An 18,769-nucleotide genomic window follows, 5' to 3' on the forward strand; every position below is an offset into this window, starting at 1 on the left:
GCCCTGCGGTGGGCTGGCCGCCGCAGCAATGTGAACGAGGACCGATGCCGACGAAGCCCGCTCACGACCCGAGGTACGGCTACGACCCGGAGACGCATACGGTCCGGGTCGATCAGCACGACCTGGCGCGGCTGCTGTTGATGTTCCGCTTCGGTCCTCGGCACGCTATCGGCAGGCTCTGAGACCGGCCTCTGGGCGCGTTCCGATCCACTGCCGACAGTCCCCCCGCTGCTCAGGAGGCGCTCGACGCTGGGCCGAGTCACGTCAACCGGTCCTCGCCGTATGCGATTTCGGCCAGCCGGACGTCCTCCTGCATGACCTTGGACGTGGTGCACGGACGTGACTACGGGGGATGTTATGAACGGGCGACCGGAAAGTCCTGCGGGCACACCGGTGCGAGATGCCGTGCGAGACATCGTCGGCGAGCTGGCGCCGCACGAGCTGATCGTGCTCGACGCCCTGCTCCTGGTGGACGACGACACCGCGTTGCGACGGCTCGCGAGCGGTGGGCACCGAGACCCCCTGGGATTCGGGCTGGGCGAGGCCGCGACCCTGCTGACTCCCATGGTGTGGATGGCGCTGGACGAAGCGGCACGGCAGGTGGTGTCCGCCACCGTCGCCTCCGCCGGCCGGCGGGCACGTCCGTGGCTGCGCCGGATCAGGCACCGGCCGGCAGAGCCTGCACAGTCCCGACTACTCCCGCATTTGACGCCCGAGCAACTGGAAGCCGTGCGGTCGCGGGTGGCCCGGCTCGCCGTGGAGAGCGGGCTGGAGCGCGAGGCGGCCGGGGCACTCGCCGAACGGGTCGTGGCCCGGCTCGTACTACCCGCCGAGCCGCAGCCGGACGACGGTGTCGAACCGGGACCGGACGACAACGAGCCCGAACCCGACGACGGCGCCGAGCCGGGACCCGACCGTCGCGCCCCACACCGGGTGACCACGGCGGACGACGGTCCTCGGCCGGCCGCGAAACGGACCGGGGTCGCCTGGCAAGAGAATCAGCCCCATGCGCTCTCCCCGCTTGCCGAACACAAAGGATCGACGACACAGGGCAGCCTCGGCAACTGAAATGATCTTGCTGTGGCTGGGGTGAACAGGCGTCGGAGCTGTCTTGCACCAAGCGCCATGTACCCCTGACGCATCCAGCCCGACTCCCCTCCCGAAGGGTTCGCCGGTTCTCGCTAGGCCCCCGAACCCCGCTGAGCCCACCCAGTACTGGTAGAGCATCGGCAAGCCGAAAAAGTTCGCCGTCGACCGCACGTTCTCCGCCCGCAACTCGGTGTCCGTCACGGGCACTCGCTTGACGAACACCGGCGTGCCATCGATGTCGAGCTCAGCAGACCTGCCACCGATACGGGACCCGCGCGGGGCTGCGACGGAGACAACGTCACCGACTCGACGATCACTCAGCAGGGACAGACGCGTTACCACGGTCCCCTACACGGCAAACCGAGCGGCATGCCGCAGGTCCGGATGGTGCATAGACGACTCCTCGATGCCCGGAACCAGGGCCTCGGCGCTCACGCGGACCTGGCCGAGCCTATCCGCCGGGGCTGTCGAAGGATCAGGTACGCAAAGTCGCCCGGAACGCTGGCCGCCGGAGGTTTCCTCAGGCGGTGATAAGCCCTCACACCGACCGGAGATTTGACAGCTCCCGTACCCGCTCGGCCTCCCGGCGCCGAGCGGGTCACTTACTGTCGGACGGACGCGGATTTTCCACGTGTGAGATCCAGGTGGTGAGCAGTCCTTCGAGTGCCTTGGTCTCGGCGGGCGTCAGCAGACTGAGCAGGCGGCGTTCGTTGCGCATGTGGTCGGTGAACGCCTGGTCGATGAGTTCGCGACCAGGCTGGGTCAGGGCCACGATCCGGCCACGCTGGTCGTCGTCGGAACGGCGGCGGGTGACGAGTCCGGCCCGCTCCAGGCGGTCGATCCGCTTCGTCATCGCGCCGGTCGTGACCATGGTGTGTGCGGCGAGTTCGCCGGGCGCGCATTCATAGGGCTCACCGGCGCGGCGCAGTGCGCACAGGACGTCGAACTCTCCCTCGTTGAGTCCGTAGCGTCCGTAGACGAGGCTGAGTTCTTCGGTGAGGTGGTCGGCCAGGCGGTGCAGCCGGCCGATCACGCCCTGCGGGGAGATGTCGAGGTCGGGCCGCTCGCGGCGCCAGTCGGCCTGGATGCGGGCCACGCGGTCCAGCGGTTGCGGGGTGTCCATGCACCCCACGATATCTTCCCAGGAAGTTATATTACCTTCCATGGAAGCTAATCTCCGGTGGGCGGCACTCACCGCTGTCGCACCGGTGGCCTGGGGCACGAACTACTACGTCACCCATGAATTCCTGCCGCCCGACAGCCCCCTCTACGGGGCGGTGCTGCGAGCGCTGCCCGCCGGTCTCGTCCTGCTGGGGCTGTGCCGGCAGCGACCGCGCGGTGTCTGGTGGTGGCGGTCCGCGGTGCTCGGGCTGCTCAACGTGAGCGTGTTCTTCGTTCTGGTCTACGCCGCCTCCCAGCTCCTGCCGACGAGCATCGCCTCGACCGTCATGGCAGTGTCCCCGCTGGCGATGATGCTCATCGCCTGGGCCCTGGTGTCCGAACGGCCCGGCATAGCGCACCTGGCCGGCGCCACCATCGGACTCGGCGGAATCTGCCTCACGCTGCTCACGGGGGTGGGAGGAGTGAGTGTGCCGGGAATCCTCGCCTCCGCCGCGGCCATGCTCGTGTCGGCCTTCGGCCACATCCTGACCAAACGCTGGAACAACACGGGTACCGACGTGCTCGCCTCGACCTCCTGGCAGCTCACCGCCGGAGGACTGTTTCTGCTGCCGGTCGCCGCAGCCGTGGAGGGCCCTCCACCCGCACTCTCCGCACCGGTGCTCCTCGCGTTCGGCTACGTCGCCCTCGTCGCCACCGCACTGGCCTTCGCCGCCTGGTTCACCGGGCTACGCCACCTGCCCGCGGGAACCGTAGGCCTGGTCGGACTCCTCAACCCCGTCACAGGCGTCCTGCTCGGCACGGCGGTCGCCGGGGAGGTGCTGACGGCTCAGCAGTTGTGCGGACTGGCACTCGTTCTGACAGGAGTCGTCCTGGGACGGCCCATACGCGCAGGACGACGCGGCGGCGTCAGGCCCCTCTCCAGCCTGCACCCGACAAGCGACCCGCCCGCGAGTCCTCGACCTGCAATCCCCTGTGAGGATCAGGGGACACGGGAACAGGGAGCGGCGCCGATAGCCGGCCGGGACGCGTGAGCAGATGCGCAGGGGTGCCGCAGTCACGGATCGATCTGTCCTCTATCCCAGGCCCGACCAACGGCCCGTCGGACAGCGGTGTTGGGTTCACCGTCTGTTGTCGTCGGGCGGGAGGACTTCGGCGATTGACTCCGCCGAGGGGTGGAAGTAGCGCTGAATGTTCTCCGGCTTCTTGTGCCGCGACTTCGCCATCAGCATCAGCAGGCTGGCCCCGGCCTCGTCAAGGCGCGTGAGCCCGGAATGCCGGTATTCGCGCAGGTCCCATCCCGTGCCCGGTACGCGGCCGACAGCCGTGTGCGCATCCAGCAGGGCGCGAGCCCGGCCCATGACAACCGGACCAGCCCGGTGCCCGCTCGGCATTCTGGACTGAAAAAGCGGCAGTCCCGGCCAGGATGTTGGCCGGGACTGCCGCAGAAGGGGTGTGATCGGGAAGGGCGGTCGCCTCGAAAACGATCAGGGGCGTTGGGGGGATGCTTAGCGCTTGTCACTGGTCGGCGACCAGCACCCTCACAAGCTCCTCCAGATCCTGCGCGCTGAAACTCGGCGGGGTCATCGTGCGCGGGTAGACGGAGGCTCCGCGCCGCAGCCATGCACCGTCCAGCCCAACCCTGCGCGCCCCGTCGATGTCCCAGGGATGCACGGCGACCAATATCGCCTGCTCAGGCCCGACGCCGACTCGTTCGACGGCATAGTGGTAGGCCGCCGGGGCCGGCTTCCAACAGCGTGGTCCGTGCACGTCCGACAGGGCCTCGAAGCAGTCCAGCACTCCTGCCGCGTCCAGCAACCGCTCGGTCAGCGCGATGCTTCCGTTGGTCATCGCCGTCAGCCGGTACCCCGCATCGCTCAACTTCCGTACGCTATGCGGCACATCGGGGTGCACGTCCAGCTGGCAAAGGCCGTCCAGAATGTGCCGGGCTGCGGCCTCTTCATCTCCCGTCCATCCCTCCAGGCCAGATAGCAGCGTCCGTAGTCCGTCGTGTGCCACGGAGGTGAAGTCCGCATACGCACCTGATGCTGTCAGGGCGAATCCGTCCCGCAGTACCCCGGCGAACCAGGTCGGCAGCAGGTGCCCGGGGGCACCGACGTCCTCGAAGCGACCGCGCAGTGGTGCTAGGTCACTGAGTGTCTCGTTGACGTCGAAGACGAGGACCTGGTGCTGGTCGGCGGGCATGCTCTTCTCCTCCTTGTGTCCGTGCGCGGATGCCGGACGTAGTAGCCCCCTCAGGCTGCGAGTACCCGTCCTGTGTGTGGTTGCGGCAGCGGGCTGTTCCTCTCTCCATCTGCTGCAGCGTGCTGCCGGGGTATGGGCAAACGGAGTCCGCGTATCGTCCGAGTCTCGAGTCGCATGTCGGCACCCCAGCGGTGGCTGTGCTCCGACAGTCGGGTCAGGGCCTGGCGGATGTGGGTCGCAGGTTCGTCGATGCAGAGACGTTCCTCCGCGTAGGCGTGGGTGAGCGGATGAATCCGGAAGCGGCGGGGTGCGGTGCGTTCGATCAAGTGCTCTGCCGCCAGAGCGGCAAGGTGACGTTCGGCGGTAGCGGAAGGTTCGCCCAGGAGAGCGGCCGCTCCTGCGATCTCCACCTCTGTCGACGGATGGAGGGCCAGCAGGCGAAGGAGTCGCCGTGCGCCCTGCGACAACCGTGCGTCAGAGGCGGCCAGTGCAGTGCGCACGCCGCCCTCAAGGGCCAGGGTGATCAGAGGCTCGCGGTAATAGTCGCCGAGTGCCCAGGCGGGATGGTCGCGCATGTGGCGACCGATGGCCGACAGCGCGAGCGGGAGGTGCCCTAGTAAGTCGGCGATCTGCTGGACCGCCGGGAGGTCCGAGACGAGGCGTTCGGCTCCGGTCGCTGCCCGCACCAGCTCGACGGAGTCGTCCGGGGCCAGCGGCGGTACCGGCAGCCGGGCGGCTTCAGCGAGGCTGTCCAGCGCGCGCCGGCTGGTGATCAGGGTGCGGCATCCTGAGATCCTGGGCAGAAGGGGCCGCACCTGTTCTGCGTCGGCCGCGTCGTCCAGGACGATCAGTGCGCTCCTTCCCGCCAGGAGTTGCCGGTAAAGGGCTGTTCGCGCGTCGAGGTCGTAGGGGATGCGGTCGCCGGTAATACCGAGCAGCCGCAGAAAGGTCTCCAGTACGGCGGCAGGGTCGGCGCCTGGACCCTGCGCAGCAGAGCCTCGCAGGTTCGCGAACAGGACCGGTATGTCGGTGCGTTCCCCGGCGAGAACCCGATGTGCGATATGCAGGGCGAACGACGTCTTGCCCACACCCGCCATGCCCTCCAGCGTCAGCGTCGGCATCTGCGCATCCCGGGTCAGCAGTGCCTCCGCCTCGGCCACCAGGCCGGTTCTGCCGATGAATGCGGAAGGTCCCGCAGGTAGCCGGTTGTAGGCGCTGACGCGTGCGGCTGCCTCGGCTTCACCGAGCACGGCGCGTAGTGACTGCCGCCAGCCGGAGACGATGGCTTCGTCGGAGCCGACGAGTGCTTGCACCACGGCCAACAGCAGGTCGGCGTTGGGGCGGCGGCGGCCCATCTGGAAGCAGTTGCCCACCGTGGAGCGCGCCGGCCATTCGCCGCGCGGGCGTCCTGCCCGTTGCCAGTCCCGGTGGATGCGCCGTGTGAGCTCGGTGATTGACGGGTTGCCCGCCCACGCCTTCAGCAGTCTGAGTTCCGCGATGAATTCGTCTATGGTGCGGGCTTTTTTCGGATCCAACACCTGCGGCACGAACATCCTCCCCCATGGGACACCTGGGCCACGACAACCTGGAATGGTCGTTTCAAGTTAGACGGCATGGGGTCTCGACTGTCAAGCGATATCCGACGGTTGACCTCCGACCACGGAGCGCATCCAGGATCATCCACGATCGCTCCGGAAGCCCGCATTCCGTCCTGATGCTGAGGGCCGTCCCCGCTCACCGGCACCCCAGGAATCCCACTCGTCCCCTGACGGCGAGCCTCGTGTGCCCCCGTTCCAGGACAGGAGTCCGCGCATCACCATGCCCGAAATCGGTGTTTCCCTGCGCCCCGTCGACGGCAGCGTCGTCGTAGGCCAGGCCAGAGACCACACGCTCACCATCGACCGGCCCAAGGAGAAAGAGGGCACCGACGCCGGTCCCATGGGCGGAGAGCTGCTGCTTCTGGCACTCGGCGGTTGCTACGTGAGCACCTTCCTAGCGGCCCTGAAGGCTGAGGACCCGCAGGCCGACGCCTCCGAGATCAGCTTCCAGGTCGACGGAAGCCTCGTAAGCGCGCCGGCCCGATTCTCCGAAATCACCGTGCAGGTGTCGGCGCCCGCCGCCCTTCAGGACCTGATCTCCAAGCCCCTGCTCAAGGCCGAGCGGGGCTGCATCGTCCACAACTCGATCCGTGGCGCCATAACGGTCCGCTTCACCCACGAGTGGCGCTGACGCTTCCCCCACCGAAGGAGACAAGACCGTGGAAATGCAGAACGCCGCGATGCAGGACAGCCCGAGCCAGGACCGCGGCATGGCGGACATGGCGATGCAGGCGAGCAGCTTGCAGCACGACCCCGTGGGCGGCGCGAGCCCAGGCGCGCGGCGCGTCACGATCGTCGGCGCGGGCTTTTCCGGCACGCTCACCGCCATCCGGATGCTCCACTTCGCCGACATGCCGCTGGAGATATGCCTGATAGAGCGGGAGGAGGGCTACCGCTACGGAGGTATCGCCTTCGGCTGGGCGTCCACCAACTGGGAGCACATGCTCAACATCCAGGCCGGCCGCATCACCCTGCGCCGCGAGCGTCCGGAGGACTTCCTGGAGTGGGCCAACGAGGAGGCGGATCGCTCGGATTGGCCGCAAAAGTGGCAGTACCACACCTTCGGCGTGGCCTGCGTCGTGCCGCGGCGGATCTTCCGGCAGTACCTGGCCGAGCGGCTGCGCGGCGCGGCCGCCGACGCCCACGCCGAGGTGACCCTGCGCGAGCTCACCGGTGAGGTCATCGACGTCCGCGCCCAGGGTGGCGGCTACGTCGTCAAGTACGCCGATTTCTCGGCTGAGGGCGGGGTGCACGACCTCTTCTCGGACCAGGTGATCCTGGCGACGGGTCACCTCTCGCCGGTGCAAGCGTCCTTCTACCACCGCATCAAGGACTGCGATCGCTTCCTCGCCGACCCCTACGCCCCCGGTGCCCAGGGCTGGTTCCAGGAGGTCGGCCCCGAGGAGAGCGTCCTCGTCACGGGCTCCGCGCTGTCGGCCTTTGACACGGTGATCTCCCTCATCCACGCAGGCCACCGGGGGCAGATCCTGATCTGCTCGCGCGGCGGGCACATGCACGGCACCTACCCCGTCGACCACGAGCACGACATCTGGCAGGCCCGCCGACCGCCCTTCCTCGACGCCGAGAAGCTCACCCCCGAAGCGGTGGTGGAGGGGATCAAGGCGGAGTACGCCCACCTGCGCGCCGAGCACGGTGTAGAGCCGGGCAGCGCGCTCGAGGCCGTCTTCCCCGAGCGAGTCATGAAGGCGTGGGAGCCGTACGTCATCGAGTTGATCTCCCGCATGGACGCCCGCGACGTGCGGATGCTGCTCGACCGGTACAAGAGCCTGATCGTCACCAACCGCACCAGCACCGTGCAGGAGATCGGCGGCGTTGTGCGCAGCCGCATGCGCGGATACAACGGAGCGCCGAAGACCGTCGAGGCTCTGTCCGCCGGCATCCAGGACATGCGCCCCCTCCAGAACGGCACGAAGATCCGGGTGGTCTTCGCCGACCAGCCGGACATCGTCGTCGACCGGGTCGTCAACTGCCTGGGCAACAAGACCGATTACGAGCGCCCCGACCACCCCCTGTGGCACGCCCTGGTCAACGGACACGGCTATGCGCAGCCGCAGACCAAGACCCACCGCGGCATCGAGGTCGGCCCACACGGACAGCTGATCGCGTCCGACGGCGAGGCGGCAGGCGGCCTGTTCGGCGTCGGCCCGATGCGCCAGGGCGACGAGACCACACGCCGAGGCCGGCTCGGCGCGTTCGTGTTCAGCATCGGCACCCTTCGCAACCAGTGCTTCGACACGGCGATGGAGGTCCTGCGCCGCCTCGAATCGGCGAACGACGAGGAGCAGATGGACATCCCCGACGGCATCCACCACTGCCTGATCCGAAGCAGCGACTGGATCGCCGCCGACCTCGCCACCGAGGATCCGCAGGCCACCCGCCTGCGCGAACGCCTGCAGAGCTACGCGAAAGACAACGCCTACCCCAACGCGGTCAACTACCTCCAGGCCCAGGACCGCACCGAGCGCCGCAAGTACCGCACCATCCTGGACGACGACCTCGCCGACTTCGGCGTCGCCCTGTCCCGCGAGTTCGGCCTCACCACCCAGCAGGCGAGGCGGACCGTGTCCCTGCTGGCCACGCTCGTGCAGAAGCACGCGGTGCACAACCTGTGCGACATCACCAAGCTGGCGGGCTGGGGCTCCCAGTACGCCGGGCAGGTCAAGCACGCGCCGAGGAAGGGGGCGTGATGGCAGAGCACGACGAGCAGCTGCTGAGCCGGCTGTTCATGGTCCGGCACGGCGAATCGACCTGCAATTCCGTCCACCGCATCGCCGGGCAGCGGGACGCACCCCTGACCTTCCTCGGCCGGATCCAGGCCGAGAAGGTCGCGGGGCGCCACCGCGGCCAGCACTTCGACCGTGTCTACGTCTCCCCGCTGACCCGCGCCTATGAAACGGCCGACACCATCTTCCGCCTCGACGCCCACGAGGCGGACGTCCCCGAGGTCGTGGTCGACGAGCGCCTCATGGAGCGCGACTTCGGCAGCTACACGCTGGAGAGCAAGTCCATTCTCCAGCGCCGCCACGGCATCGCCGAGTACGAGCGGGCCATGAACGCCGACAGCCCGACCATGCACGGCGGCGAGACGTTCCGGCAGTTCAAGGACCGGGTGCACGCCTTCTACGAGCAGGAGCTGCTGCCCGCGCTGCGGCGCGGCGAGACGGTGTGCGTGGTCTCGCACAAGTACGTCGTGGAGCTGATCTGCCGGTTCATCCTGGACCGCCCGGCCGATGAGTCGTACGACCTGCGGCTGCCCAACTCCCAGATGCTGCAGGGCGACCGGATCCACAGCTACGTCAAGAACGAGAACAAGACCATGAACATGGTCTATGACTGGATGGTCGTCAACCATCCCGTGGTCTTCTGCGCTGGCCTGGCCGCAGGCCTGCTCGCCAATCTGGCGGGAGCGCGGATCTCCACCTCTCCTTACGTGCTGCTCCTGCTCCTGGTGCTGGCCAGCGTCATCACCATGTGTCGCATCGAGCTGGAGAACGCACGAGCCTTTGTGACCGACCGTGGCACGCTGAGGTCCGTTGCCCTGCGCTACCTCGTCCTGCCGACGGCCTTCGCGGCCCTGGTGCGCTGGTCGGATGCGGGCAGTACGAGTACGGCGGCGATCGCCGCGGTGTTCCTCGCCACGCCGAGCTCCGTGGTGGCGATGACGGTCAGCCGCTGCCTCGGCGGGATGATCATGCCGACGTTCGCGCAGGTCCTACTGTCCTCACTGGCCGCGACCCTGTCCTTCTCGACCGTCCTCGCCCTGACCCTGCAGGAGGACGTCGCCCCGGCGATCGCCATCAGCGCTGCCACCTCGACCGGCGTCGTCACCGCCGTCTACGTCCTGGTCAAACGTCTGCGGGAACGTTCGCCCATCCGCACGGCCAAGTACGGCGAGCGCAACGGATACGTGGCGGTGCTGCTGCTGACCGCGTTCATCGTGCTGGTCTGCCTCAAGCTCGACCTGCAGGGCTTCACCAGCTACGCGCCAACCGCCGCGGGCATCGCCGTCGGCCTGCGCATGCTCGCCGCCTTGCTCAAGCGCCGACGCCACGTCCAGACGCTCGACGACTACACCGCCATGACCTACCCCAACGTGTTCGTAGTGGTCATCATCGCCGCGCTCACCGGCAACCAGCCGCTGGAGCAGGTGGCGATCTGGGCCCTGCTGCCGATGTTCGTCCTGTCCTTCTTCGACAGCTGGTACGCCCGCCATCTCGTCGTCGCTCCCGACGACCCGCGCTGGCCCGACGTACTCGGTCTCCAGGACCGGCCGTCGGCCGAGCAGCATGTCACCGCGCCCGTCCGCGCCATTGATGACCCCGATGCCCGGCTTTCCGCGAGGAGTTGACATTGTCCGCGCCACCCGCTTCGTTGATACCCCGGCCCTTACTGTTCTGGTCCGGTGTCGCCCTCACCTGCGCCGGCGTCGTCGAGCACCTGTGGATGTTCATCGATTCCGCGTCCATGCACTTCCACATGTCCATGATGGACATGTCACCGGCCATGATGTGGGCGGCCATGGCTGCCATCGTCGTCGGCGTGGTGCTCTCCGGCATCGCGGTCGTGCAGCCGCGTACAGCAGGTGCCGTTGCTGCCGCTCCGGCGCTGATGTCCACGGCGAGCCGGCGCCGCCTCATCGCCATTTTGAGCTTCGCCCTCATGGTGGACCAGATGAAGCCGGCCACTTTGGCATTCATCGCGCCCGGCCTGCGCGATGAATACGGTCTCAGCGCGGCTGATGTCTCGTGGCTGCCCACGGTTGCGCTGACCGGCACTGTGCTCGGATCGCTCGTCTGGGGACGTGCGGCGGACCGCATCGGCCGCCGGGCCACCATCCTCATCGCCTCTCTGCTCTTCCTCGGCACCACGGTGTGCGGCGCCATGCCGACCTTCGGCGGCACCCTCGTCATGTGCGCGCTGATGGGCATGGCGGCGGGCGGCATGCTGCCGGTCGTCTACGCCCTGATGACCGAGAGCCTGCCGCCCGGCCGACGCGCGGCCATCATGGTCCTGCAGGCCGGGCTGACCACCACCGGCGGCTACATGGCCGCCTCCGGTCTGGCCGCGATCCTCATTCCGCTGGCCGGCTGGCGTGTGACGTGGTTCGCCCAGCTCCCGCTGGTCCTGGTCATGATCGCGCTGAACCGCTGGATCCCTGAATCAGCCGCGTTCACCGCCCGGCAGACACGAGCGAAGCAGGTCCCCGCCTCGGCCTTGTTCAAGCGCCCGCAGACGGTCAAGACACTGGTCGTCAGCGCCTACGCACTGGCCTGGGGACTGGTCTACTGGGGCTTCATCACCTTCCTGCCCAGCCAGCTGGAATCCTCTGGCGGGCACGGCATGTCTGCCGCCACCCTGCTGTTCCTCTCGTCGCTGCTGGCGATCCCCACGTGCGCGGTCGGCGCATGGCTGTACATGCGCTGGTCGGCCAGGGGCACGATGGTCATCTACGCGGCCCTCACCGTAGTGGCTCTCCTGACGTTGGCAGTCGTCGGCATGGACGGCAGCAGGCCCCTCCTGCTGGCCACCGTGATGCTGCTGTTCGCCGGCACCGCCGGTGTGATCGCGCTCATCGGCCCGTACACGGCTGAGATCTACCCCCTGGCCATCCGCGGTACCGCGGGCGGGTGGGCCGCGGCCGTCGGCAAGTCCGGCGGAGCCTTCGGCCCGCCCCTGATCGCCCTGGTCCTATCGGCGCCGGGAGGCATCCGCACCGCTGCGGTGTTCGTGGCGCTGCCCATGGCTCTGGCGGGACTGGCCGTCGCCGTCCGCGGGAGCACTCCGCAGGCCGTCACCTCGACTCCAGAGGGCATTACCGCGTTGGACGCCGAACTCGACGACCTGGTCAGCAGCGAGACCGTTGCCGCCCAGGCCACAGCGACAACACCTCTACCAGGCAAGGGAGGAACGCGGACATGACCGGCGGCGTCAACGCAGTTGCCCTTGCCGTCTTCGCCCTGTTCTTCCTGGCCGTCACGGTCATGGGCTTCCTCGCCGCCCGCTGGCGCAAGCCCGGCAACAAACACACCTTGGACGAATGGGGCCTGGGCGGCCGGTCGTTCGGCACCTGGATCACCTGGTTCCTGCTCGGCGGAGACGTCTACACCGCCTACACCTTCGTCGCCGTCCCCGCGGCCATCTACACGGCCGGAGCAGCCGGCTTCTTCGCCGTGCCGTACACGATCCTCGTCTACCCGCTGATCTTCACCTTCCTGCCCCGCCTGTGGTCCGTGTGTCACCGCCATGGGTACGTCACCACTGCCGATTTCGTCCGTGGCCGCTTCGGCTCGAAGGGGCTGTCGCTCGCCGTGGCCTTCACCGGCATCCTGGCGACGATGCCGTACATCGCGCTGCAATTGGTGGGTATCCAGGCTGTTCTCGACGTGCTGGGCGTCGGCGGCGGTGAGAACACCAACTGGTTCTTCAAAGACCTTCCTCTCCTGATCGCGTTCGGTGTGCTGGCGGCGTACACCTACTCCTCGGGCCTGCGTGCTCCCGCCATGATCGCCTTCGTGAAGGACACGCTGATCTACGTCGTCATCGTCGTCGCGATCATCTACATTCCGATCAAGCTGGGCGGCTTCGACCACGTCTTCGCTCAGGCGAGCGAGAAGTACGCGGCAGCCGGTGCCGGCGGTCTGCTTCCACCCGCAGAGGGGCGATGGACCTACGCCACCCTGGCGCTCGGCTCCGCGATGGCCATGTTCATGTACCCGCACTCGATCACGGCGACGCTCTCGTCCCGCGGCCGCGAGGTAATCCGCCGCAGTACCACGGTGATGCCTCTGTATACCCTGATGCTCGGCCTCTTGGCGCTGCTCGGTTTCATGGCGATAGCGGCCGGCGTAAAGGTCACCAACGGCCAGTTGGCGATCCCGCAGTTGTTTGAGGACATGTTCCCGAACTGGTTCGCGGGCGTGGCGTTCGCGGCGATCGGTATCGGCGCGCTCGTGCCGGCGGCGATCATGTCGATCGCCGCCGCGAACCTGTTCACCCGCAACATCTACAAGGACTTCATCAAGCCCGAGGCCACGCCCCAGCAGGAGACCAAGGTCTCCAAGCTCGTGTCCCTGCTGGTGAAGGTGGGCGCGCTGGTCTTCGTCCTCACCATGGACAAGACGGTCGCCATCAACTTCCAGCTCCTGGGCGGCATCTGGATTCTGCAGACCTTCCCCGCCCTGGTCGGCGGCCTCTTCACCCGCTGGTTCCACCGCTGGGGGCTGCTCATCGGCTGGGCGGTCGGCATGATCTACGGCACCCTTGCCGCCTACGGTGTCGCCTCGCCCACGCAGGAGCACTTCGGCGGCTCGGCGGAGGAGATCCCAGGCATCGGCCAGACCGGCTACATCGGCCTGACGGCGTTCGTGCTCAACGTCGCCGTGACGGTGGTCCTCACCTTCGTCCTGAAGGCGGCCAACGCCCCGGAGGGCGTCGACGCCACAGCCCCGGGGGACTACACCGCGGATACGGCAGAAACCGAAGCCGTGTCAGCTGCCACCGTTCGTCGGGGCCCTTCACCTGCCCCCAACCCCAGTTGAGAGCCCGATCGACAGACGCCTACGCCGCCGCCCTGACCCCGAGCGAGCCCAGGGCGGCGGCCACCGTCTTTCGCAAAGAGGCGGCGTCGGCACCGGCACGCGAGCGCAAGTTGACCCCGTAGGCGAGCAACGCCAGCAGATCCGCGGAAGCGCCAGGATCGGCCCCGGGGGCTAGCTGATCCTGGCGCTCGGCGGTGACCAGTGCTGCGTACATCGCCTCGCGCAGCTCCCGGTGGTGCTGGTCCAGGACGTCGCGCACCTTCGGATCACTGTTCTCGACCCCGGCATGCGCATTGGAGACCATGCAGCCCCATTGGGCGTACTCACCCGAGCAGCGCGCCTCGATCAGGCCGGCGAAGAACTCGGAGACAGCCGGCAGACCCCGCTCGTCCTCGGCCAGGCGCCGGAACATCGGCTGGGACCGCTGCTCCAGGTACCGGCGCAGCGCGGCGAAGTAGAGCTCCTGCTTGCCGCCGAAGGTGGCGTACAGGCTGGAGCGGTTGAGCCCGGTCGCGGTCACCACGTCCTGGATCCCGGTCGAGGCCACGCCCTGCCGCCAGAACAGCCGCACCACGGTCTCCAGGGTGGCATCCGGGTCGAAGTGCTTGATGTCCGGCACGTTTCACCCCGCCATCCTGAAATAAGGATTCCAAGATACTCCCCGTTCCCCACCCCGCAAAGGTACTGACGGGTACAGAGCAGGACAGGCCGCCACGCCTCCACCATGGCATCCAGGTTCGTCCACGATCCACCCAGGGTGGCGCCGACCGCCGCGACCATGCCCCCATGAACCGCATACCAGCCCTCTGGGCCGTCGCCTATGGCTCCCGCACACCCCGCCTCCGCCGCTTCCTCGCCCGCCGCACGGTCCACCTCGCCGCCTTCATCCGCACCCTCGCACTGACCGACCATCACCCCTTCACCAGCCTCTGACCCTTCGACATCTCCGCACGGCTGGCGCGGGGCTCCTCCTGCCCTTATCTTGGAACGAACATTTCAAGATATGCCCCGCTCCAGCCATCAACCAGGAGGAACGAAGCGCCATGACCACCCTGAACGCCGAACTGCGCACCTTCTACGAAGCACGTCAGCAGCAGATCCCCGCCGAGATCCGGGAGATCATGCAGCGGGCCGGCCAGGAACTCGCCGACTCCGGCCAGGTCGACCGCGCCCTGACCGTCGGTGCGCAGGCCCCTCGTTTCAACCTCCCCACCGCGACCGGACAGAACCTGGCCCTGGACGACCTGCTAGCTGACGGCCCGGTCGTGCTGACCTTCTACCGCGGCGCGTGGTGCCCCTACTGCAACATCGCGCTGCGCGCACTCCAGCAGCACCACGACGCCATCACCGCCCGCGGCGCCCGCCTGGTGGCCGTCTCCCCTCAGATCCCCGACGAGTCCCTCACTCTGACCGAGAAGCATGGCCTCGCCTTCGAGGTCCTCAGTGATATCGGCTCCGACACCGCCAAGCAGTACGGTCTCGCCTTCGACCTCCCCGACGGCCTTTCAGCCGTCTACGACAAGCTCGGTTTCGACCTCCAGCGCGTCAATGACGGCCATCCGCGTACGCTCCCGCTGCCCGCGACCTACGTCATCGACCGCGATGGAGCGATCCGCTGGGCCTTCGTCAACACGGACTACACCACCCGCGCGGAACCCGCCGACATCATCGCCGTCCTCGACGCAATGAGCTGATCGCCTCTCCCTCAGCTTTCGCAGCCCATCGACGATCTACGCAGACGCTTTGGGCTGAGATGCAGCGAAAACCGTCCGGCCTCTGTTCCGCGACCGCATGCCTTTGGGCTCCTGGAAGCGGAACGTTCCGTTCGGGAAGCGCAGGGCATGGCCGATGCGCAGCTCGCCGCAGCCGAGTCCGACATCCTCCTGCCTGAGACGGAGACGGTACTGGCCCCCGAAACCAGGGGCATGGGGCTAAAGGCTGTTGCACAACGGCTGGTCGATCTTCCGGGTCTCCTTCCTGCGGCGTTCCAAGACGGCAGAAAGACGGGCACATTCGGGCAGTTGACCTTGCTGCCGATGGCTGGATCTGAGCGTGATCGCCGTTGTGCAACACCCTTTAGGGCCCGTTGCGAAACCGCCCTGAGTCAGCGCGGCCAACCGTCAGGTTGGCGTCTGGGTACTTCGGACGCCATTCCCGCGCATCGACGCTTGGCGTGATCGGACTGTCAGGTCTGGGCCGGGGTGAGGAGTTCAAGGGTTGGCGCGGCCGTGCCCACGGCGCTGAGCAGGTAGATGTCTGGGGTGTACTTGCCTGCGGTGTGCAGGCCGTGCAGTTCCTGTCGAGCGACCGTCGTGGTGGCTGTGTTCCATTGCGGAGCGGCGGTTGCGAGGATGAGCCGGTGCGCGGCAACGGTCTTGCAGCCGTTCAGGAGTTTGCCCAGTTCTCTCTTGATGTCGCGGTGGTTCTCGCCCAGTGCAGGGCCCTTCTTGGCCTCGCCCAGCCAGATCTCGTCGGCGCCTGCCAGGGCGAAGTCGATCTCCACGAACGGCTGGCCGTCGCGCAGGATCTCGAACTCGGCTCCCACCAGTAGGCGCATGCCGCGGGCCTGTTGGCGCAGGTGCCGTGTGGCCTGCAGCGGCACGTCGGCGTTCTTGTCGATGAGTTCGGCAATGGCCGGGTGCAGTTCGTAGTACCACTCGGGTTCGCTGGTGTCCGTCTTCCAGCGCTCGTGGATGAGTTCGTTGTCGGCACTGCATCGTCGGCAGCGGTAGTGCTGGGTGACCTCCTCCAGCGGATAGAACTCGAAGGCCGGGCACTCCTGGCAGCCCAGGGCCAGTCCTCTGCGCAACACGCCCTGTCTGGTCCACTCGTCGACCTGGGCACGCCGCTGCAGTGTGGTCCATTCCGGCTTGGTGGGGGTGGCGGCCAGGGCGCGGAAGGACATGACCACCGAGGTCTTCAGTGCCCACCAGGCGTCTTTGGGCTGGCTGGGGTGCTGTTGCCTGGGCAGGAACGTCTTGAGCAGATCCCAGCCGGGGCCGTCGGCAAGGTTCTCGAGAGCCGTGCGGGAGCCGAGCAGGCGCTGGGCCACCGCGGTCCGTTTGCCTGCGGGACTGGACTGCACCGGGTGGGGCGCGGCTGCCATGGCCAGGAGGGACGGCAGGCTTGGCCATCGCAGACGCGGTGCGGCCAGCGTGCCGGCCAGGGAGGCTCCTTTGGGCACGAAGTCGAAGCGGTGCGAGGAGTAGGTGATGCCCCCGTCGGCGGCCCGCACGAAGGTCTCCCACGGGTTGCTGCGCTGCGCGTACAGCGCTTCGCCGGTCAGGACGCGGTGCGGCGGCACGGGGTGGTCCGCCGCCACCAGGAGGACTTGCCATTTGTCGCGGGTGGGGTCGAGTCCGGGGGGCACTTCCGCTGGAAGCCCCAGGGATGCCTCCAGCGAGCCGTCCGGCAGGATCGTGGCGGGCAGCGATCGCGGGAGATCCCACGCCTGGTCGTGGACGTAGAGGCTTTGTCCACTGGTACGCAGGTCGTTCACCGGCACGCACTCGAATGCCTTGTTGTCCACCTCTTCGCCATCGACGAAGGCGCGTGGCCTGCGCTCCCACATCGTGTGCATCCGTGCCTCGACCTCGGCGGGCGGCATCGAGGCGCTGGTGACCCGGGGCAGGCCAGTCCCTCGCCAGCGCGGGAAACGGCCAGTGATCGTCATCGCGCTCGGGTCGGGCCATGGCACCCACATGCACGGGCCGTGAACCAGGTTGGCGAGTTGCGCCAGCGCGAAGTCCTCCGGTCTGTCCCCCAGCACCACAACCGGCTCCGCTTGGAAGCGGTCACGCTCCAGTCGCGCGCATCTGGCCGCTGTCGGATCGAGCATGGCGAGCGTGTCCTGGGGCGATGAGGGATGCAGCCAGTCCAACAGAGACGTGCTGGCTTGTTGGGTGACGCCTTCTTGCCAGCGCGCTTCTTCGGGGATGCGGGAATCGGCGGCCGCCCCGTCGAGGTCCACACCCACACGGGCCGCATAGGCCAAGGCACTTGGTGTCGACACGAGCGGGAACGGCACTCCCAACACCGGTCGGATGCCCACGTCGGTCAACGCGGTGAGCCTCGCTCTGGCGGGGTCGTCGAACAGGTGCGTCTCCTGCGCCATCTCCGGTGTGGCGTTGACGCCCAGCCGTTCCCGCAGCCCGGCAGCGGCCTGTTCCACCTCGAGTGCCTCGAGGTGATGCCACGGCTCCGCGCGCACAAACGCTTCAGATTGGACTCTGGCTTCACCCTCCAGATCGCCGACCATCTGGTCGATGACGCCCGGACGGATTGCCTCGACGGTGGCGCCGGACGGCGTGTACGCAAGCACATGGTCGGGCTGCATCCGCCGCATCAGGTCCGCCAGTGAAGGATGTGCAACGACCGAGGCGGGAACGACCGCTCCCGCGCAGCCGCCCCAGACCTGGCTCAGCGCGCCCAGACCTGCCGCCGCCCAATGCACCCACTCCGCCTCGACATACGGCACCACCACCAGCAGACGCGGCGGCCGCGCGAAGGCGCGCAGCGCCACGAACCGAAACTCATCAGCCACTCCCCCACTGTGGCAAAACATCCCTCACCCGGGCAGCCGAAACATCCCCACGTGTGGCACGCTCCCGTTCCCGCACTGCCCCCGCTCGGCCACCAGGCAGGCACACCCCGACCCGAATCTTCCGGACACCGAAGCACGGAACACCTGAGCCGGCCGCGCAGCGAACGACCAGCGAAGCCGCGCTACTCGATGCCCCAGGGCACCGCCGGAGACCAGCCACCGAATCGAGCATTCAATAAGGTTGGGATAGAAAACTGCAGGTCAGACGGACACCCCTATGGGCTTCCCAATGCAGTGCGCTGGAGAGACAACATCGCAAGCCAACAAACACTCGACACACCAACAAACCCCCCTCCGAGCGTCACCCGCCTGGGCTGAACCGGATGCCGGAGTCGGCGTCCCGTTCTGAGGGGTCAGGCGATCCAGTCCGTTGGGATCTCGGCGGCCAGGTCGCGCACGCCGAGCCCGTCACGGAGCCGGGAGGCGAGGGCGACGGCCTCCTTGGCCTCGACGGTGGCTGTCAGGCCCGGCGCGCGCCGGGGGCAAGGGCGGCATGCCTGCACCAGGGTTGAGGGGGAAAAGAACGCAGGTACGCAGCGTCCGGGTGCGCAGCGGGCGGCACGACCGACGATCATGAAGGAGGCACTCCGTGGCGG

General features: G+C 67.8%; 16 protein-coding genes and 2 pseudogenes. 10 read left to right on the forward strand and 8 right to left on the reverse strand.

The features are described from left to right. Positions 1 to 44: 44 nt before the first annotated feature. Together E5082_RS32570 and E5082_RS32720 are read left to right on the forward strand one after the other, a co-directional pair. The gene (locus E5082_RS32570; RefSeq protein ID WP_167514186.1) at positions 45 to 182 is read left to right on the forward strand and encodes a hypothetical protein; all 138 of its coding nucleotides are present in this window, start codon (positions 45 to 47) and stop codon (positions 180 to 182) included. A 223-nt stretch (positions 183 to 405) separates the two neighbouring features. Then, positions 406 to 1,068: a hypothetical protein gene (locus tag E5082_RS32720; protein ID WP_190045434.1), complete on the forward strand. Its 663-nt coding sequence runs from the start codon at positions 406 to 408 to the stop codon at positions 1,066 to 1,068. A 120-nt stretch (positions 1,069 to 1,188) separates the two neighbouring features. Here E5082_RS32720 and E5082_RS33275 read toward each other — a convergent pair. After that, positions 1,189 to 1,431 (reverse strand): annotated as a pseudogene (locus E5082_RS33275) (protein kinase family protein); the annotation flags it as partial. Between the two features lie 256 nt (positions 1,432 to 1,687). After that, the gene (locus E5082_RS30800) at positions 1,688 to 2,212 is read right to left on the reverse strand and encodes a MarR family winged helix-turn-helix transcriptional regulator (protein WP_135794507.1); all 525 of its coding nucleotides are present in this window, start codon (positions 2,210 to 2,212) and stop codon (positions 1,688 to 1,690) included. A gap of 40 nt (positions 2,213 to 2,252) precedes the next feature. On the opposite strand from E5082_RS30800, the gene E5082_RS30805 reads away from it, so the two are divergent. Continuing rightward, complete coding sequence (locus E5082_RS30805) at positions 2,253 to 3,242, forward strand: EamA family transporter (RefSeq protein ID WP_167514187.1); 990 nt, start codon at positions 2,253 to 2,255, stop codon at positions 3,240 to 3,242. 87 nt (positions 3,243 to 3,329) lie between these two features. Here the strand turns inward: E5082_RS30805 and E5082_RS30810 are convergent. The 3 genes and pseudogenes from E5082_RS30810 to E5082_RS30820 all read right to left on the reverse strand — a co-directional run. Beyond that, positions 3,330 to 3,589: pseudogene (locus tag E5082_RS30810) on the reverse strand (hypothetical protein); the annotation flags it as partial. A gap of 137 nt (positions 3,590 to 3,726) precedes the next feature. After that, entirely contained in the window at positions 3,727 to 4,413 is a 687-nt protein-coding gene (locus E5082_RS30815; RefSeq protein WP_135794509.1) for a haloacid dehalogenase type II, read from the reverse strand. Between the two features lie 50 nt (positions 4,414 to 4,463). Beyond that, positions 4,464 to 5,966 (reverse strand): NB-ARC domain-containing protein, encoded by a 1,503-nt coding sequence (locus E5082_RS30820; protein ID WP_135794510.1) that lies wholly within the window; start codon positions 5,964 to 5,966, stop codon positions 4,464 to 4,466. A 265-nt stretch (positions 5,967 to 6,231) separates the two neighbouring features. Here E5082_RS30820 and E5082_RS30825 point away from each other — a divergent pair, with 265 nt between their 5' ends. From E5082_RS30825 to mctP, 5 genes are read left to right on the forward strand one after another with little or no spacing between them, the layout of a single operon-like run. Next, positions 6,232 to 6,642 carry an OsmC family protein gene (locus tag E5082_RS30825; protein WP_135794511.1) on the forward strand — a complete coding sequence of 137 codons (411 nt, stop codon included), beginning with the start codon at positions 6,232 to 6,234 and terminating at the stop codon, positions 6,640 to 6,642. 34 nt (positions 6,643 to 6,676) lie between these two features. Next, positions 6,677 to 8,719, forward strand: coding sequence for an FAD/NAD(P)-binding protein (locus E5082_RS30830; protein ID WP_229919038.1), 2,043 nt, complete (start codon positions 6,677 to 6,679; stop codon positions 8,717 to 8,719). Beyond that, the gene (locus E5082_RS30835) at positions 8,719 to 10,380 is read left to right on the forward strand and encodes a histidine phosphatase family protein (RefSeq protein WP_135794513.1); all 1,662 of its coding nucleotides are present in this window, start codon (positions 8,719 to 8,721) and stop codon (positions 10,378 to 10,380) included. Before E5082_RS30830 ends, E5082_RS30835 begins: the two co-directional genes overlap by 1 nt. A gap of 2 nt (positions 10,381 to 10,382) precedes the next feature. After that, positions 10,383 to 11,951, forward strand: coding sequence for an MFS transporter (locus E5082_RS30840; RefSeq protein WP_229919032.1), 1,569 nt, complete (start codon positions 10,383 to 10,385; stop codon positions 11,949 to 11,951). Further along, on the forward strand, positions 11,948 to 13,570 hold the full coding sequence (mctP, locus tag E5082_RS30845; protein ID WP_135794515.1) for a monocarboxylate uptake permease MctP: 1,623 nt from the start codon (positions 11,948 to 11,950) through the stop codon (positions 13,568 to 13,570). Before E5082_RS30840 ends, mctP begins: the two co-directional genes overlap by 4 nt. Before the next feature lie 19 nt (positions 13,571 to 13,589). Here the strand turns inward: mctP and E5082_RS30850 are convergent, their stop codons facing one another. Then, positions 13,590 to 14,189 (reverse strand): TetR/AcrR family transcriptional regulator, encoded by a 600-nt coding sequence (locus E5082_RS30850; protein ID WP_135794516.1) that lies wholly within the window; start codon positions 14,187 to 14,189, stop codon positions 13,590 to 13,592. Positions 14,190 to 14,356: 167 nt separating this feature from the next. Here E5082_RS30850 and E5082_RS32575 point away from each other — a divergent pair, with 167 nt between their 5' ends. Beyond that, positions 14,357 to 14,503 carry a hypothetical protein gene (locus tag E5082_RS32575; RefSeq protein ID WP_167514188.1) on the forward strand — a complete coding sequence of 49 codons (147 nt, stop codon included), beginning with the start codon at positions 14,357 to 14,359 and terminating at the stop codon, positions 14,501 to 14,503. Positions 14,504 to 14,613: 110 nt separating this feature from the next. Next, entirely contained in the window at positions 14,614 to 15,264 is a 651-nt protein-coding gene (locus E5082_RS30855; RefSeq protein ID WP_135794517.1) for a peroxiredoxin-like family protein, read from the forward strand. A 491-nt stretch (positions 15,265 to 15,755) separates the two neighbouring features. Here the strand turns inward: E5082_RS30855 and E5082_RS30860 are convergent, their stop codons facing one another. Together E5082_RS30860 and E5082_RS32725 are read right to left on the reverse strand one after the other, a co-directional pair. Beyond that, positions 15,756 to 18,113, reverse strand: coding sequence for a hypothetical protein (locus E5082_RS30860; RefSeq protein WP_135794518.1), 2,358 nt, complete (start codon positions 18,111 to 18,113; stop codon positions 15,756 to 15,758). 413 nt (positions 18,114 to 18,526) lie between these two features. Then, on the reverse strand, positions 18,527 to 18,748 hold the full coding sequence (locus E5082_RS32725; protein ID WP_190045435.1) for a hypothetical protein: 222 nt from the start codon (positions 18,746 to 18,748) through the stop codon (positions 18,527 to 18,529). Positions 18,749 to 18,769 lie beyond the last annotated feature (21 nt).

The organism is Streptomyces griseoluteus (assembly GCF_004784465.1).
Lineage (GTDB): Bacteria > Actinomycetota > Actinomycetes > Streptomycetales > Streptomycetaceae > Streptomyces > Streptomyces griseoluteus.

Coding starts and splice junctions, on each gene's coding strand:
- E5082_RS30855 (WP_135794517.1), top strand. CDS start 14,614: ATGACCACCCTGAACGCCGAACTGCGCACCTTCTACGAAGCACGTCAG.
- E5082_RS30835 (WP_135794513.1), top strand. CDS start 8,719: ATGGCAGAGCACGACGAGCAGCTGCTGAGCCGGCTGTTCATGGTCCGG.
- E5082_RS32725 (WP_190045435.1), bottom strand. CDS start 18,748: ATGATCGTCGGTCGTGCCGCCCGCTGCGCACCCGGACGCTGCGTACCT.
- E5082_RS30815 (WP_135794509.1), bottom strand. CDS start 4,413: ATGCCCGCCGACCAGCACCAGGTCCTCGTCTTCGACGTCAACGAGACA.
- E5082_RS30825 (WP_135794511.1), top strand. CDS start 6,232: ATGCCCGAAATCGGTGTTTCCCTGCGCCCCGTCGACGGCAGCGTCGTC.
- E5082_RS30805 (WP_167514187.1), top strand. CDS start 2,253: ATGGAAGCTAATCTCCGGTGGGCGGCACTCACCGCTGTCGCACCGGTG.
- mctP (WP_135794515.1), top strand. CDS start 11,948: ATGACCGGCGGCGTCAACGCAGTTGCCCTTGCCGTCTTCGCCCTGTTC.
- E5082_RS32570 (WP_167514186.1), top strand. CDS start 45: ATGCCGACGAAGCCCGCTCACGACCCGAGGTACGGCTACGACCCGGAG.
- E5082_RS30820 (WP_135794510.1), bottom strand. CDS start 5,966: ATGTTCGTGCCGCAGGTGTTGGATCCGAAAAAAGCCCGCACCATAGAC.
- E5082_RS32575 (WP_167514188.1), top strand. CDS start 14,357: ATGAACCGCATACCAGCCCTCTGGGCCGTCGCCTATGGCTCCCGCACA.
- E5082_RS30830 (WP_229919038.1), top strand. CDS start 6,677: ATGCAGAACGCCGCGATGCAGGACAGCCCGAGCCAGGACCGCGGCATG.
- E5082_RS30800 (WP_135794507.1), bottom strand. CDS start 2,212: ATGGACACCCCGCAACCGCTGGACCGCGTGGCCCGCATCCAGGCCGAC.